This window comes from Limnobacter sp. (assembly GCF_964228395.1).
Lineage (GTDB): Bacteria > Pseudomonadota > Gammaproteobacteria > Burkholderiales > Burkholderiaceae_B > Limnobacter.
In genome coordinates this window covers 1-14,570 of sequence record NZ_CAXQZX010000056.1, presented here as the reverse complement: position 1 = coordinate 14,570, position 14,570 = coordinate 1, and the positions used below count along the sequence as shown (strand labels likewise).

The window sequence follows — 14,570 nt, the reverse complement described above, 5'->3', positions numbered from 1 at the left end:
ATGCAATGGCGACATTTTCGCCTTGCATGCCCCCTCGGAAGGGACAAGAAGGGAGAAACGGGCTGATCCCAGGCCAAGGGGTCGGTGCCATTCCAGCACCAACACGCTGCGCAATCAACGGAACAAACGGCTGATCCCAGGCTCAGCGACCTGTGCCATTCCAGCACCAACAGGTGCCATCAAACAGGTCAAAAAAAACCGCCGGTCTGGCCGGCGGTTGGTGACGCTTTACATGTTGGGGTAATTGGGTCCACCCCCACCTTCCGGGGTGATCCAAACAATGTTCTGCGTGGGATCTTTAATGTCACAAGTTTTACAGTGCACACAGTTCTGCGCATTGATCTGCAACTGATCTACGCCATCGTCCTTTTTTACGTACTCGTACACACCCGCGGGGCAGTAACGCTGCTCAGGGCCCGCGTATTTGCTCAGGTTCACCGACACGGGCACGCTTGCGTCTTTCAGTGTAAGGTGCGCAGGTTGGTTTTCCTCGTGGTTGGTGTTGGAGATGAACACCGAGCTTAAGCGGTCAAAAGTGATCTTTCCATCAGGCTTGGGATAATTGATGGGCTCAAACTCGGCTGCAGGACGCAGGCATTCATGGTCTGCATGTTTGTGATGCAAGGTCCAAGGCACTTTGCCTTTAAACAGTTTTTGCTCGATGCCCACCATCATGGTACCGGTGTAGAGGCCTTTGCTCATCCACTGTTTGAAATTGCGCGCGCGGTAGAGTTCGTCAAATAGCCATGAGTCGTGGAAGGCCTTGGGGTAGGCTTCCAGTTCGTCACCTGCGCGGTCTTGCGCCAGAGCGTCTGCAATCGCCTCGGCGCACAGCATGCCACTCTTGATGGCGGCATGGCTGCCCTTGATGCGTGATGCGTTCAGAAAACCCGCATCGCAACCCACCAAGGCACCGCCTGGGAATACCAACTTTGGCAGGCTCATCAAGCCGCCAGCTGCGATGGCCCGGGCGCCGTAGGCGATGCGTTTGCCACCTTCGAAGTATTTACGAATTTCTGGATGTGTTTTGTATCGCTGGAATTCTTCAAACGGCGAGAGGTAGGGGTTGTCGTAGGCCAGGCCGACCACAAAGCCCACAGCCACCTGGTTGTTTTCCAGGTGGTACAGGAACGAACCACCGTAGGTGCTGGAATCCAAAGGCCAGCCACCAGAGTGGATGACCAGGCCGGGTTTGTGTTTTGCGGGGTCGATCTCCCAAAGTTCTTTCAGGCCGATGCCATACACCTGGGGGTCCCGGCCTTCATTGAGGTTGTATTTTTCGATCACGCGCTTGCCCAGGTGACCACGCACGCCTTCGGCAAACACGGTGTATTTGGCGTGCAATTCCATGCCGGGTTGATAGGCATGTGTGGGTTCACCATCTTTGCCAATGCCCATGTCGCCAGTCTGTACGCCTTTGACCGCCCCTTTGTCGTCGTAGAGTACCTCCGCCCCTGCAAAACCAGGGAACACTTCCACGCCCAGCGCTTCGGCCTGTTCACCCAACCAACGCACCACGTTGGCCAAGCTGATGACATAATTCCCGTGGTTTTGGAAGCACTCTGGCAACAGTGCGTTGGGTACCTTTTTGGCCGATTTTTCGGTGAGGAATAAAAATTGATCTTCGGTGACTGCGGTATTTAAAGGCGCGCCACGCTCCTTCCAATCCGGGAAAAGCTCTGTGATGGCGCGTGGGTCCATGACCGCACCTGACAAAATGTGCGCGCCCACCTCGGAACCTTTTTCCAGCACGCACACGTTGATTTCCTGGCCTTTCTCAGCGGCCAGTTGCTTCAAGCGAATGGCTGTGGACAGGCCAGCGGGGCCTCCTCCAACCACCACCACATCGTATTCCATCATGTCTCGTTCGACATCCAACATTGCGTGCGTCTCCTTCAATGTTCGCAATTTGTAGTGCAAGCCAAGCTCAGCTTGGATTTTAAGCCGAAAGCTTATTGCATATCAGGAAAAAATAGTTGACTTTGATCTCTAGTCTGACAAACTTGCTTTTTGTGCGCCGCAGCATAAAAACTGTGTATTCTGTGAAGGTACACTATGGCCACAAAACCTAAAACATAAGGACATTGGACATGGGAATGAACAAACTGGTGGGCAGCGCCACCGAGGCACTAGCCGACAAAATCAAAGATGGCATGACCCTGGCCGTGGGTGGATTCGGCTTGTGTGGAATTCCAGAGGCCCTCATTGAAGCGGTTCGTGCGTCGGGTGCCAAAGATCTTACGGTGATTTCGAACAACGCCGGCGTAGATGGATTTGGTTTGGGCCGGCTGCTGGAAACCCGGCAAATCCGCAAAATGATCTCTTCCTATGTGGGCGAGAACAAAGAGTTCGAGCGCCAATATTTAAGCGGTGAATTGGAGCTTGAGTTCACGCCTCAGGGCACATTGGCTGAAAAGCTGCGCGCGGGTGGGGCAGGTATTCCTGCTTTTTTCACCAAAACCGGCTTTGGTACTCAAATTGCAGAGGGCAAAGAGACTCGCGTGATCAACGGCGAAAACTATGTGCTGGAGCACAGTTTGACCGCTGATATTTCTTTGGTGAAAGCCTGGAAGGCCGACAAATCGGGCAACCTGATTTACCGACTCACCGCGCGCAACTTTAACCCGGAATGCGCCGCTGCGTCTAAATTTACAGTGGCTGAGGTTGAAGAAGTGGTCGACGTGGGTGATTTGGATCCGAACTTCATTCACACTCCCGGCATTTATGTGCAACGCCTGGTGTTGAACGCCAATCCCGAGAAGCGGATTGAGAAGCGTACCACCAGCACTTCAGCCTGATTTGGAGCACAACACCATGGCATGGACAAGAGATGAAATGGCAGCCCGTGCTGCTGCAGAGTTACAAGATGGTTTTTATGTGAACCTGGGTATTGGTTTGCCCACCTTGGTGAGCAATCACATTCCCGACGGGATGAATGTGATGCTTCAAAGTGAAAATGGCCTGCTTGGTATTGGCCCATTTCCTGATGAGGATCAAGTTGATCCTGACCTAATCAACGCTGGCAAACAAACGGTAACCACTTTGCCTGGTTCTGCCTTTTTTTCCAGTTCGGAGTCGTTCGCCATGATCCGCGGCGGGCACATCAACCTCGCGATTTTGGGCGCCATGCAGGTCAGTGAAAAAGGCGATCTGGCCAACTGGATGATTCCGGGCAAGCTGGTGAAAGGCATGGGCGGTGCCATGGATTTGGTGGCTGGTGTGTCGAGGGTGGTCGTCCTCATGGAGCATGTGGCCAAAAAGAAAGACGGCACCACAGACCTGAAAATTTTGAAAGACTGTAATTTGCCTCTTACTGGTAAGGCGGTGGTGAACCGCATCATCACCGACCTGGCGGTGATGGATGTTACGCCGGCTGGTCTAAAAGTGTTGGAAATGGCGCCCGGCGTAAGTCGAGAAGAGCTTCAAGAAAAAACAGGGTGTCAACTGCAGTTTTAACGAAGTTCTTGGGCATGGGCCAAGTGCGGTCGGGTTATAATTCCCGTTTCCAACTGCGCGCTTCGCGCCGCTTGGCACCATGACCAAATACGTATTCGTTACAGGCGGGGTTGTCTCGTCTTTGGGCAAAGGCATTGCCGCCGCCTCCTTAGCCGCAATTCTTGAGAGCCGCGGCCTCAAAGTCACCATGCTTAAGCTCGATCCCTACATCAACGTGGATCCGGGCACCATGAGCCCTTTTCAACACGGTGAGGTGTTTGTCACCGAAGATGGCGCCGAAACCGACCTTGATCTTGGACATTACGAGCGCTTTATCTCGGCCAAGATGAAAAAGGCAAACAATTTCACCACCGGTCAAATTTACGAGTCGGTGTTGCGCAAAGAGCGCCGCGGCGAATATTTGGGTAAAACCGTTCAGGTCATCCCTCACATCACCAACGAAATCCAGGCCTTTGTTGAAAAGGGCGCACGCGCGGCCTGGAACGGCGAAACCGATGTAGCCATTGTAGAAATTGGCGGCACGGTGGGCGACATCGAGTCTTTGCCTTTCCTGGAAGCCGCACGCCAAATGAGTTTGCGCTTGGGGCGCAACAGCGCCTGTTTTGTGCACCTCACGCTGGTGCCTTTTATTCCTTCGGCGGGTGAGCTCAAAACCAAACCCACCCAGCACAGTGTTCAAAAACTGCGCGAAATTGGTATTTATCCAGACGCGCTGCTGTGCCGGGCTGATCGACCAATTCCCGACGATGAGCGCGCCAAAATTTCGATGTTCTCGAATGTGCCTCTGGAGGCGGTGATCTCGGTGTGGGATGCAGACACCATTTACAAAATTCCAGCCATGCTGGAAGCGCAAAAGCTGGACGACATCGTGGTCGAAAAGCTCGGCTTCCAGGCACCCAAGGCCGATTTGTCGCGCTGGGCTGAAATTGTTCATGCCCAAGAAAACCCCACCCAAAGCATTACCATTGGCATGGTGGGCAAGTATGTCGACCTCACCGAGTCTTACAAATCCTTGATTGAGGCGCTTAACCACGCAGGCTTGCACACTCGCACCCGTGTGAATATTCAATACATCGATTCCGAAGAACTTGAATCCAAGGGCACTGAAGGACTTCAAAAACTTGATGCAGTGTTGGTGCCCGGCGGGTTTGGCAAGCGTGGAACCGAAGGCAAAATTGCAGCCATTCGCTTTGCCCGCGAAAACAAAGTGCCTTACCTCGGAATCTGTTTGGGCATGCAGCTTGCGGTCATCGAATTTGCCCGCCATTGCGCCGGTTTGCCCAAGGCCAACTCCACTGAGTTCGACAGTCAGGCGGAAACACCTGTGGTGGCGCTCATCACCGAGTGGAAAGACTCCACCGGCAAGACCGAGGTTCGCACTGATCAGTCAGATCTGGGGGGCACCATGCGCCTGGGCTCACAGCGCTGCCCGATTCTGCCCGGCACTTTGGCCGAGTCGATCTATGGCGCCGAGGTCAACGAGCGGCATCGCCACCGCTATGAGGTCAACAACAATTTTGTGCCCCAACTGGAGGCGGCAGGTTTGCGCATTTCGGCTCGAACCCCCACGGAAGACTTGCCAGAAATCATGGAATTGCCTGAACATCCTTGGTTTATTGGGGTCCAATTTCACCCAGAGTTCACCAGCACACCGCGGGACAGCCACCCCCTGTTCCTGGCGTATGTCAAGGCTGCGCTGGCACACAAACAAACCAAGGCGTTGTAAGCTGAGTCCACTTGAAGGAGATTCCGAGCATGAAACTTTGCAACTTTGATGTGGGTTTGGATAAACCGTTCTTTTTGATCTCTGGCCCTTGCGTCATTGAGTCTGAGCAAATGGCCATGGACACGGCAGGCCAATTGAAAGAAATCACTCAAAGCCTTGGGATCCCCTTCATTTACAAAAGCTCATACGACAAGGCCAACCGTAGTTCGGGAAAGAGCTTCCGGGGCTTGGGCATCGACAAGGGATTGTCGATTCTTGAGAATGTTCGGAAAGCGTTGGATGTGCCTGTGCTCACTGATGTTCACGAAATTGAAGAAATTGAGCCTGTGGCTTCAGTGGTTGATGTGTTGCAAACCCCGGCATTTTTGTGTCGTCAAACCAACTTTATTGAGGCTGTGGCCGCTTGTGGCAAACCCGTGAACATCAAAAAAGGGCAGTTTCTGGCGCCGGGCGACATGGTAAACGTGGTTGAAAAAGCCCGTGCAGCCAGCATCGCCAGCGGCGATGATGGCAACAACATCATGGTCTGCGAGCGTGGTGTGAGTTTTGGCTACAACAATTTGGTCTCAGATATGCGCAGCTTGGCCATTATGCGCAACACCGGCTGCCCCGTGGTGTTCGATGCCACGCATAGCGTGCAGTTGCCGGGCGGGCAGGGCACAGCCAGCGGCGGTCAGCGCGAATTTGTGCCCGTACTGGCGCGCGCGGCTGTGGGTGTTGGGGTTGCTGGACTGTTCATGGAGACCCACCCAGACCCCGCCAAGGCCATGTCAGATGGCCCCAATGCCTGGCCACTGCCTCGCATGAAGGCTTTGCTGCAAACGTTGCAAGCACTGGATCGCTTGGTTAAAAGCGGGCCTTTGGCAGAACAAGATTTAATGGCTTAAAACGCCCGAATGCCCCAGAGCCAAACCATTATTTATATCCATCCAAGAGGAAATTATGAGTGCAATTGTTGATGTGATTGGTCGTGAGGTGATTGATTCCCGCGGCAATCCCACCGTGGAATGTGACGTGCTGCTGGAAAGCGGTGCCATGGGCCGTGCGGCAGTGCCTTCTGGTGCCTCCACTGGCACGCGCGAGGCCGTTGAGCTGCGTGATGGCGACAAGTCTCGTTACCTGGGCAAGGGCGTGTTGAAGGCGGTTGAGAACATCAACACAGAAATTTCTGAGGCCATTTTGGGTCTGGATGCTCAGGAACAGGTGTTTCTGGATCAAAACCTGATCGACCTTGACGGCACTGAAAACAAGAGCCGTTTGGGTGCCAACGCCACCTTGGCTGTTTCCATGGCCGTGGCTCGCGCTGCTGCTGAGGAAACTGGCTTGCCTCTGTACCGCTATTTTGGTGGCATGGGCGGTATGAGCTTGCCTGTGCCCATGATGAACGTCATCAACGGTGGCGCACACGCCAACAACAACCTGGACCTGCAAGAGTTCATGATTCTGCCGGTGGGGGCGACATCTTTCCGTGAAGCGATTCGCTACGGCGCGGAAGTGTTCCACGCCCTGAAAAAAATTATTCACGACAAAGGCATGTCCACCGCTGTGGGCGACGAGGGTGGTTTTGCTCCCTCTGTGGCCAACCACGAGGCAGCCATCCAAATGATCATTCAGGCCATTGAAACCGCCGGGTTTGAGCCAGGCACGCAAGTGGCGTTGGGGCTGGATTGTGCGGCTTCCGAGTTCTACAAGGGCGGCAAGTACAAGCTGGATGGCGAAGGGATGGAACTGAGCTCTCAGGAATTTGCCCACCTGCTGGAAAGCTGGTGCAACAAGTACCCCATCATCTCGATTGAAGACGGCATGGCCGAAGACGATTGGGACGGCTGGGCCTATTTGTCCAAAACGCTGGGGCGCAAGGTGCAGCTGGTGGGTGACGACCTGTTTGTTACCAACACCAAAATTTTGTCTGAAGGCATTGAGAAAAAAATCGCGAACTCGATTTTGATCAAGATCAACCAGATTGGTACGCTCACTGAAACGTTCGCAGCCATTGAAATGGCCAAGCGTGCGCGTTACACCGCGGTGATCTCTCACCGTTCGGGCGAAACCGAAGACAGCACCATTGCCGACATTGCTGTGGGCACCAATGCCATGCAGATCAAGACTGGTTCAATGAGCCGCTCTGACCGTATCGCCAAATACAACCAGTTGTTGCGCATCGAAGAGGACCTGGGCGATATTGCTTACTACCCAGGCCGCGCAGCCTTCTACAACCTGGACTAATGGCATGAAGGGGGCCCCGCGATGCGGGGCCTTTTTGTATATGAATCCCAGGCTGATTTCTTTGGTGTTGTTGGGCTTGTTGATCTTGCTGCAGTACCCCTTGTGGCTGGGCAAGGGGGGCATATTGCGTGTCAATGAGCTAGAAGACCAACTTGCTCAGCAAAAACAGGTCAACGAGGCGTTGCGTCTGCGCAATCAGCAACTGGAAGGCGATGTACGAAGCCTCACCGAGGGCGTAGAAGCCATTGAGGAGCGTGCTCGTAATGATTTTGGCATGATCAAGCAAGGCGAGGTGTTCATCCAGCTCATTGAACCTCAAGCTGCTGATCAAGCGCCGACGCAGTAAGCTTTAAAAACGCCTAGTGCAAGGTATTGGAGGCGGGTGGCTCCCCGCCTTCAAACAGTGTTTTGCAATCTTCAGCCGTAAATTGGTAGTTCGCGTTGCAAAAATCGCATTGCACCTCCACCACAGGGTTCTCGCTTAAGGCGTCGTTTAGCTCATCTTGGCCGAGGGTAATTAGCATCGCCCCCACCTTTTCGCGAGAGCAGGTGCATTCAAAATGCGCTTTGCGTTCGGCCAGCACACCCGGTGCTTCTTCCCAAAAAAGCCGCTTGGCCAGCTCAAAGGTGTCGGTGTTCAAGTGTTCATCGGTTTGCAAGGTTTGCGCCAAAGCACACAGGCGTGACCAGCCATCCGGGTCATGGTTGGGGCCAGCGCCCTTGCCGCCGTCCAAGGGCATTTGCTGCAGCATGAGCCCGGCTGCCAACCGAGCGTTGGCGTTGAGCACCAGCTTGGTCTCCAGTTGTTCAGAACTGTGCATGTATGCTTCTAAAGAACTGGCAACCGATTGCCCGGTGAGTGGCACGATTCCCTGGTAGGGCGATTGGCCTGGCATGCGGTTGCGTGGGTCCAGGATGATGGCGCACAGCCCCTTGCCTTGCGCATTGACCAGGTCCATAAAACTGGCATCGTCGGGGATGTGGGCACCCTCTCGAAGTTTGACGGTGGCGCGCAAACCCAAGCGGCTGTTGCACTCGGCCACCAGCAAGCGAATGGGGCCATCGCCCTGAATCTGCAAAATCAGAGACCCTTCAAACTTCAGTGATGCCGACAACATCGCACTGGCTGCAACCAATTCACCAAGCACGGTCATGACCGGTGTGGGGTGATGGTTGTGGCTGGCGATGTTTTGCCACGCATTGTCCAAATGGATCATCTGCGCACGGCAACTGGCGTTTTCAAAAATCAGTGTTCTTAAGGTGTCGGTCATGTCAATCGTCGATTTTTTGCAGCTTTTCTTTAAACAGCTTGGCCTTCATCACATAAAACTGGGCGCCGATCATTTTGGCTACGTCGTCGTCGCTCAGGGTGCGAATGACTTTACCGGGTGAGCCCACCACCAAAGATCGTTCGGGAATCTCTTTTCCCTCGGTCACCAATGCGCCGGCGCCGATGATACAGTGTTTTCCGATTTTTGCGCCGTTCAACACCACTGCGCGTATGCCGATCAGGCTACCATCGCCCACGGTGCAGCCATGCAGGCAGGCTTGGTGGCCCACTGTGACGTTTTGACCCACCACCATGGGAAAGCCAATGTCAGTGTGCAGTACAGCCCCTTCTTGAACGTTGCTGCCTTGCATGATGTGAATCAGCTCGTTGTCGCCACGAATGGCCGCAAAATCCCACACCGAGGTGTGTTCATCCAGCCTCACTTTGCCGATCACGCTGCTCATCTCGGCCACATAGGCTGAGGGGTGCACTTGTGGGCTGTGCCCATCAATTGAATACTTCGCCACGCGGGTCTCCTTGGGTTGTGGGTGCTTGTTTTAAAATATCACGGTTGAATGTGTTTGCGGTTTTGCCATGGAAGTATGCCCACCCGCCATCGAGATCAGACGTGCCGCGCAAGCGGCTTTGCGCCTGCAAGATCCCGACGAAAAAATGAAGGCCGTGGCTGCCATAGACCCGGCATGGCCACTGGATGTTGGCCTTAATCTGACCGCCGAACTGGGACGCCCCGCAAACCCGCAGCTTGTGCACCCCCGGCACGTGCCCTCGCGTGGGGTGGGCGAAGCAGTGGGCCGAGGCATGTTGCTGCATGCCTTGGCGCACATTGAATTCAATGCCATCAATTTGGCCCTGGATGCCGTGGTGCGCTTTGCTGGTTTGCCTGCGCAGTTTTACCTCGATTGGTTGGGAGTGGCCAAAGAAGAAGCCTACCACCATGGTTTGTTGTGCCAACGCATGGCCGATTACGATGTGGTGTATGGGCAGTACCCGGCCCATGATGGCTTGTGGCAAATGGCCGAAAAAACCGCGGGCAGCCTGCTGGCTCGGCTTGCTTTGGTGCCCCGGCTTCTGGAAGCGCGTGGGCTGGATGTGTCCCCCGCCATTCGCAACAAATTGGCCAGCGCCGGTGATATGGCCAGCGCCGAGGTGCTGGACATTATTCTGCGCGATGAAATTGGCCATGTCGCCATTGGCAACAAGTGGTTCAACCACCAATGCGAGGTGCAGGGGCTGCAAGCCATCGAGGCTTTTGAAGATTGCTTGCAACGCTATCTGGCCCCGCAACCCCGCTCCCCCTTTAATTTTGAGGCGCGTGCTCAAGCGGGGTTTTCTGAAGACGAGTTGGCTTGGCTGATGCAACTGGAGGTGGCACAAACCGGTCAATCGGGTCACAATGGGGCATAAAGGATGTGTAAAAAAGATGCTTGATTTGAACTGGAACGACCCGCATTTGATCAATGCTGACCTGCATTGCCATTCAACCACATCGGACGGAACGCTGACGCCCGAGGAGCTGGCTGCCCGCGCCGCTGCCAATGGCGTGCAGATGTGGTCGCTTACTGACCACGATGAGGTAGGTGGACTTGCCCGCGCCGAGGCCGCTGCCAAAGCGCATGGCATGCTTTTTGTGCCCGGGGTGGAAGTGTCGGTTACCTGGATGGGCAACACCTTGCATATTGTTGGTCTCATGATCGATTATCGCGACTCTGCCATTGAGCAGGGCTTGGCCAGTGTGCGTAGCGGGCGGACCGAGCGCGCCATGGAGATGTCCCGCCAGCTTGAAAAGGTGGGCATTGAGGGCGTCTACGAGGGGGCGTTAAAGTATGTGGGCAACCCGGCTCTAATTAGCCGCACGCACTTTGCCAGGCATTTGGTGGAGCGTGGCGTTTGCCTGGAAGTGCGAGAGGTGTTTGAGCGTTTTCTGACACCGGGCAAGCCCGGTTACGTGCCGCACGAATGGGCCAGCTTGCCACAGGCTGTTCAGTGGATTTTGGATTCCAATGGTTTGCCGGTGATTGCCCACCCGGGCCGCTACAGCTTAAGTCCCATGCAAATGGATGAGTTGATCGAGCAGTTCATCGGTTTGGGTGGCGTGGGTATTGAGGTGGTGACTGGCAGCCACACGGTTGATGAATACCGAGAATATGCCCGGCGATCGCTGCGCTCGGGGCTGAAGGCATCTCGGGGATCTGACTTCCATGGCCCGGAAGAATCCAGAGTGAATCTTGGTGAATTGCCCCAATTGCCCGATGGATGCGTGCCAATCTGGGATAATTGGGCCAAGCGGTTCAGTTAATCAGGATTCCATTTGGCGCAGTACTTCAACGTTCATCCCGAAAACCCACAAGCGCGGTTGTGTAAGCAGGCGGCCGAGTTGATCAACTCAGGCGGCATCGCAGCCATTCCCACGGACAGTTGTTATGCCTTGGTGTGCCACCTTGATGACAAAGCCGCTGTAGAACGCTTGCGGCGTTTGAAAGGAATTTCAGAAAAGCAGCACTTGGCCTTGCTTTGCAAAGACCTGAGCGACTTGGGCAGCTATGCCAAAGTGAGCAATGTGCAATACCGCTTATTGAAATCGGTATTCCCTGGGCCTTACACCTTTATTTTGGAAGCCACCAAAGAAGTGCCCAAGCGGGTGTCTCACCCCTCCAAAAAGTCCATTGGCTTGCGTGTGCCTGCCCACCCGGTGGTGCAAGAAATTTTAAGTCACACGGAGGGGGCATTGATTGCGAGCACCTTGCAGTTGGCCGGTATGGCTGAGCCAGCCCGCAGCGGCTGGGAGGCTCAGGAAGCAGTGGGCAATGAGGTGGACTTGATCGTAGACGATGGCCTGTATTGCGGTGCTTTTCCAACCACTGTGATTGACTGGACCGCTGAAAACCCCCTGGTGGTGCGCGTGGGCGCCGGCCCGTTGAGCGGGGCATTGGAGCCAGTTGATATTGACGAGCAGGAGTCGTTGTAGTGGATTCATCAATTATCCAAACCATCGCTGTGTACGCCTTGCCCGTGTTGTTTGCTATTACCCTTCACGAGGCGGCACATGGCTACGTGGCTCGCCGTTATGGGGACAACACTGCCATGTTAGCCGGGCGGATCACGCTCAACCCCATTCGACACATCGACCCAGTGGGTACCATTCTGGTGCCGGTTGCCATATTGGTATCTTCCAGCTTGATGGGCGTGGGTGCCTTTTTGTTTGGATGGGCCAAACCCGTGCCTGTGAATTTTGGTAACTTGCGCAACCCAAAACGTGACATCCGTTATGTGGCCTTCGCCGGACCAGGGGCCAACTTTTTGATGGCCATGCTGTGGGCCATTCTGTTGAAATTTCAGCTTGGCACCGGGTTTACCGAGCCGTTTTTTGTAGAAATGGCCAAGGCCGGTATTGTGGTGAATTTGGTGCTGGCAGCTTTAAACCTATTGCCCATATTGCCTTTGGATGGGGGGCGAATTCTGTTCAGCCTGTTGCCCAGTTCTGCAGCGTACAGTTTCAGCAGAACAGAACCCTATGGCATGATCATCCTGATTGCGCTTCTGTTTCTGAACGTGCTCCCCATGTTGATACAGCCAGTCGTCGGCGTGGGCTGGGGGGTGTTGTCTGTCTTGTTTAACTTCTGATTCATCATGTCATCTGAACGCGTATTGTCGGGCATGCGCCCAACCGGCTTGTTGCACCTTGGGCATTACCACGGCGTGCTTAAAAACTGGGTTAAGCTGCAAAATGAGTTTCCTTGTCTGTTTTTTGTGGCCGATTGGCATGCACTCACCACGCATTACGACACGCCCGAGGTCATCGAGGCCAATGTGTGGGACATGGTGGTGGACTGGTTGGCCGCTGGGGTTGATCCCGAAAAGGCCACCTTGTTTATTCAATCGCGCGTGCCAGAGCATGCTGAATTGCACTTGTTGCTGTCGATGAGCACGCCTTTGGGTTGGTTGGAGCGAGTACCCACCTACAAAGACCAGCAAGAAAAACTGAGTGAAAAAGATTTGAGCACTTATGGTTTTTTGGGATACCCGCTGCTGCAGTCGGCTGACATCCTGATTTACCGGGCCACCCAGGTGCCTGTGGGTGAAGACCAGGTGCCTCACATCGAGCTGACTCGGGAGGTTGCCCGCCGCTTTAACCACATGTATGGCCGTGAACCCGGATTTGAAGAAAAGGCGCTTGAAGCCGCTAAAAAAATGGGCGGCAAGCGCATGAAAGCCTACTTGGAGTTGCGCAATGCATTCCAAGAAAGGGGTGATGCAGACGCCTTGGCGCAGGCCAAAGCGTTGTTGGCAGAATCCCAAAGCTTGGGCGCTTCCGACCGTGAGCGTTTGTATGGTTACCTGGAGGGGGGCGGCAAGATGATATTGGCCGAGCCCAAGGCACTGCTGACCGAGGCCTCAAAAATGCCCGGGCTGGACGGACAAAAAATGTCCAAGAGCTACCAAAACACTCTCTCGCTGCGCGAAACACCTGACAACATCGCCCAGAAAATTCGCCGAATGCCCACTGACCCGCAGCGGGTTCGGCGCACCGATCCCGGGAATCCCGAGAAGTGCCCTGTGTGGCAGCTGCACGAAGTGTATTCCGACGCCGCCACCAAAGAGTGGGTAAAAGCTGGTTGCACCAGCGCAGGCATTGGTTGCCTTGAATGCAAAGCCCCCATTATTGACTCGGTGGTTGCTGAACTCACACCCATGCGCGAGCGGGCGCAGATGTACACCGAAGACCCGTCCTTGGTGAAGCGGATTATCCATGACGGTTGCGCCAAGGCCCGTGAGTACGCCGACCAAACCATGGTGGATGTGCGCAAGGCCATGGGCTTGAGTTATTCCTGATATGACGGCCAAAGACCAACAGCATGCGGGCTTAAGTCCTTCACCGTGGGTGTGCAGCGGGGTTGAACAATGGCTAAAAGGCCGGCCAGCGGGTGCGGCGGGCGCCCGCGCGCTTGACCTGGCGTGTGGGGCGGGCAGGCATGCAGTGTGGTTGGCACAGAGAGGCTTTGTTGTGCATGCCGTGGATCGGCAGCAGCCTGTGGTGCCTTTGGCTCATCCAAATATTCAATTTGAATTGATGGACTTGGAGCTGGATCACTGGCCCCTGCAAGGTCAACAATATGATGTGGTGGTGGTGACCAACTACTTGCATCGTCCACATTTTCCAGCCTTGCTCGACAATTTGGCGCCGCAAGGCGGACTGTTGGTATACGAAACCTTCATGGATGGCAACGCCGAGTTTGGTTCGCCTCGCCGCCCCGAGTTTTTACTGGCCGCCAATGAATTGTTGGAACTGTCCAAGGGGCTGCATGTTCTTAAATTTGAGCAAGGGCTGCGCACTCAGCCCAGCCCCGCCATGATTCAACGGGGGCTGTTCATTTCTGGTGCTTGGTCTGAGATACAATCTGGAACGAAAACACTCTTTCACGAAGGGACGAAATGATCACTGGTAGCATTGTTGCGATTGTGTCGCCGATGTTTGAAGACGGTTCGCTGGATTACGACAGCTACCGCAAACTGATTGACTGGCATGTAGAGCAGGGCACCGATTCCATCGTGGCCGTGGGCACCACCGGTGAGTCACCCACTGTGGATGTTGAAGAGCACTGCGAATTGGTGCGCGTGGCTGTTGAACAAGCCGCTGGCCGAATTCCCGTGATCGCGGGCACCGGCGGCAACTCCACCACCGAAGCCATTGAGCTGACCGAATACGCTCGAAAAGTAGGCGCTGCGGCCAGTTTGCAGGTGGTGCCCTACTATAACAAGCCCACCCAGGAGGGCATTTACCAGCACATGCGTAAAGTGGCCGAATCGGTGGATTTGCCAGTGGTACTTTACAACGTGCCCGGCCGCACAGTGGCCGACATGGCCCATGCCACG

General features: G+C 54.8%; 16 protein-coding genes. 13 read left to right on the top strand and 3 right to left on the bottom strand.

The features are described from left to right. Nucleotides 1–228: 228 nt before the first annotated feature. The gene (locus ACEQU8_RS04740; protein ID WP_370261873.1) at nt 229–1,881 is read right to left on the bottom strand and encodes an electron transfer flavoprotein-ubiquinone oxidoreductase; all 1,653 of its coding nucleotides are present in this window, start codon (nt 1,879–1,881) and stop codon (nt 229–231) included. Nucleotides 1,882–2,096: 215 nt separating this feature from the next. On the opposite strand from ACEQU8_RS04740, the gene ACEQU8_RS04735 reads away from it, so the two are divergent. The 6 genes from ACEQU8_RS04735 (at nt 2,097) to ftsB (ending at nt 7,754) form a co-directional block, all read left to right on the top strand. Then, nucleotides 2,097–2,798: a CoA transferase subunit A gene (locus ACEQU8_RS04735; RefSeq protein ID WP_370261875.1), complete on the top strand. Its 702-nt coding sequence runs from the start codon at nt 2,097–2,099 to the stop codon at nt 2,796–2,798. A 16-nt stretch (nt 2,799–2,814) separates the two neighbouring features. Beyond that, on the top strand, nt 2,815–3,456 hold the full coding sequence (locus ACEQU8_RS04730; RefSeq protein WP_370261871.1) for a 3-oxoacid CoA-transferase subunit B: 642 nt from the start codon (nt 2,815–2,817) through the stop codon (nt 3,454–3,456). 79 nt (nt 3,457–3,535) lie between these two features. Further along, nucleotides 3,536–5,182: a CTP synthase gene (locus ACEQU8_RS04725; protein WP_370261869.1), complete on the top strand. Its 1,647-nt coding sequence runs from the start codon at nt 3,536–3,538 to the stop codon at nt 5,180–5,182. A gap of 29 nt (nt 5,183–5,211) precedes the next feature. Next, nucleotides 5,212–6,069: a 3-deoxy-8-phosphooctulonate synthase gene (gene kdsA, locus ACEQU8_RS04720; protein WP_370261868.1), complete on the top strand. Its 858-nt coding sequence runs from the start codon at nt 5,212–5,214 to the stop codon at nt 6,067–6,069. A gap of 55 nt (nt 6,070–6,124) precedes the next feature. After that, complete coding sequence (gene eno / locus ACEQU8_RS04715; RefSeq protein ID WP_370261866.1) at nt 6,125–7,408, top strand: phosphopyruvate hydratase; 1,284 nt, start codon at nt 6,125–6,127, stop codon at nt 7,406–7,408. A 40-nt stretch (nt 7,409–7,448) separates the two neighbouring features. Beyond that, the gene (gene ftsB, locus ACEQU8_RS04710) at nt 7,449–7,754 is read left to right on the top strand and encodes a cell division protein FtsB (protein WP_370261865.1); all 306 of its coding nucleotides are present in this window, start codon (nt 7,449–7,451) and stop codon (nt 7,752–7,754) included. A gap of 13 nt (nt 7,755–7,767) precedes the next feature. On the opposite strand, the gene ACEQU8_RS04705 is transcribed toward ftsB, so the two are convergent. After that, the gene (locus ACEQU8_RS04705; RefSeq protein WP_370261862.1) at nt 7,768–8,679 is read right to left on the bottom strand and encodes an Hsp33 family molecular chaperone HslO; all 912 of its coding nucleotides are present in this window, start codon (nt 8,677–8,679) and stop codon (nt 7,768–7,770) included. 1 nt (nt 8,680) lies between these two features. Further along, nucleotides 8,681–9,205 carry a gamma carbonic anhydrase family protein gene (locus tag ACEQU8_RS04700; protein WP_370261861.1) on the bottom strand — a complete coding sequence of 175 codons (525 nt, stop codon included), beginning with the start codon at nt 9,203–9,205 and terminating at the stop codon, nt 8,681–8,683. A gap of 67 nt (nt 9,206–9,272) precedes the next feature. Between ACEQU8_RS04700 and ACEQU8_RS04695 the strand changes: the two genes are divergently transcribed. The 7 genes from ACEQU8_RS04695 to ACEQU8_RS04665 all read left to right on the top strand — a co-directional run. After that, nucleotides 9,273–10,103, top strand: a complete 831-nt coding sequence (locus ACEQU8_RS04695; RefSeq protein WP_370261860.1) for a ferritin-like domain-containing protein — start codon at nt 9,273–9,275, stop codon at nt 10,101–10,103. A 16-nt stretch (nt 10,104–10,119) separates the two neighbouring features. Then, complete coding sequence (locus ACEQU8_RS04690; protein ID WP_370261859.1) at nt 10,120–10,995, top strand: 3',5'-nucleoside bisphosphate phosphatase; 876 nt, start codon at nt 10,120–10,122, stop codon at nt 10,993–10,995. Nucleotides 10,996–11,007: 12 nt separating this feature from the next. Continuing rightward, a complete protein-coding gene (locus ACEQU8_RS04685; protein ID WP_370261857.1) occupies nt 11,008–11,664 on the top strand; it encodes an L-threonylcarbamoyladenylate synthase in 657 nt (218 codons plus the stop codon). After that, nucleotides 11,664–12,320, top strand: a complete 657-nt coding sequence (locus ACEQU8_RS04680; protein ID WP_370261856.1) for a site-2 protease family protein — start codon at nt 11,664–11,666, stop codon at nt 12,318–12,320. Before ACEQU8_RS04685 ends, ACEQU8_RS04680 begins: the two co-directional genes overlap by 1 nt. 6 nt (nt 12,321–12,326) lie before the next feature. Then, nucleotides 12,327–13,529, top strand: a complete 1,203-nt coding sequence (locus ACEQU8_RS04675) for a tryptophan--tRNA ligase (protein ID WP_370261855.1) — start codon at nt 12,327–12,329, stop codon at nt 13,527–13,529. Between the two features lies 1 nt (nt 13,530). Continuing rightward, on the top strand, nt 13,531–14,133 hold the full coding sequence (locus tag ACEQU8_RS04670) for a class I SAM-dependent methyltransferase (RefSeq protein ID WP_370261854.1): 603 nt from the start codon (nt 13,531–13,533) through the stop codon (nt 14,131–14,133). Then, a partial coding sequence (locus ACEQU8_RS04665) for a dihydrodipicolinate synthase family protein (protein WP_370261853.1) occupies nt 14,130–14,570 on the top strand: 441 nt, incomplete at its 3' end. The genes ACEQU8_RS04670 and ACEQU8_RS04665, both read left to right, overlap by 4 nt.

What these genes read in the sequence shown, in the direction of transcription:
- ACEQU8_RS04670 (WP_370261854.1), top strand. Translation starts at nt 13,531, where the DNA reads ATGACGGCCAAAGACCAACAGCATGCGGGCTTAAGTCCTTCACCGTGG.
- ACEQU8_RS04730 (WP_370261871.1), top strand. Translation starts at nt 2,815, where the DNA reads ATGGCATGGACAAGAGATGAAATGGCAGCCCGTGCTGCTGCAGAGTTA.
- kdsA (WP_370261868.1), top strand. Translation starts at nt 5,212, where the DNA reads ATGAAACTTTGCAACTTTGATGTGGGTTTGGATAAACCGTTCTTTTTG.
- ACEQU8_RS04725 (WP_370261869.1), top strand. Translation starts at nt 3,536, where the DNA reads ATGACCAAATACGTATTCGTTACAGGCGGGGTTGTCTCGTCTTTGGGC.
- ACEQU8_RS04735 (WP_370261875.1), top strand. Translation starts at nt 2,097, where the DNA reads ATGAACAAACTGGTGGGCAGCGCCACCGAGGCACTAGCCGACAAAATC.
- ACEQU8_RS04705 (WP_370261862.1), bottom strand. Translation starts at nt 8,679, where the DNA reads ATGACCGACACCTTAAGAACACTGATTTTTGAAAACGCCAGTTGCCGT.
- ftsB (WP_370261865.1), top strand. Translation starts at nt 7,449, where the DNA reads ATGAATCCCAGGCTGATTTCTTTGGTGTTGTTGGGCTTGTTGATCTTG.
- eno (WP_370261866.1), top strand. Translation starts at nt 6,125, where the DNA reads ATGAGTGCAATTGTTGATGTGATTGGTCGTGAGGTGATTGATTCCCGC.
- ACEQU8_RS04690 (WP_370261859.1), top strand. Translation starts at nt 10,120, where the DNA reads ATGCTTGATTTGAACTGGAACGACCCGCATTTGATCAATGCTGACCTG.
- ACEQU8_RS04740 (WP_370261873.1), bottom strand. Translation starts at nt 1,881, where the DNA reads ATGTTGGATGTCGAACGAGACATGATGGAATACGATGTGGTGGTGGTT.
- ACEQU8_RS04695 (WP_370261860.1), top strand. Translation starts at nt 9,273, where the DNA reads ATGGAAGTATGCCCACCCGCCATCGAGATCAGACGTGCCGCGCAAGCG.
- ACEQU8_RS04675 (WP_370261855.1), top strand. Translation starts at nt 12,327, where the DNA reads ATGTCATCTGAACGCGTATTGTCGGGCATGCGCCCAACCGGCTTGTTG.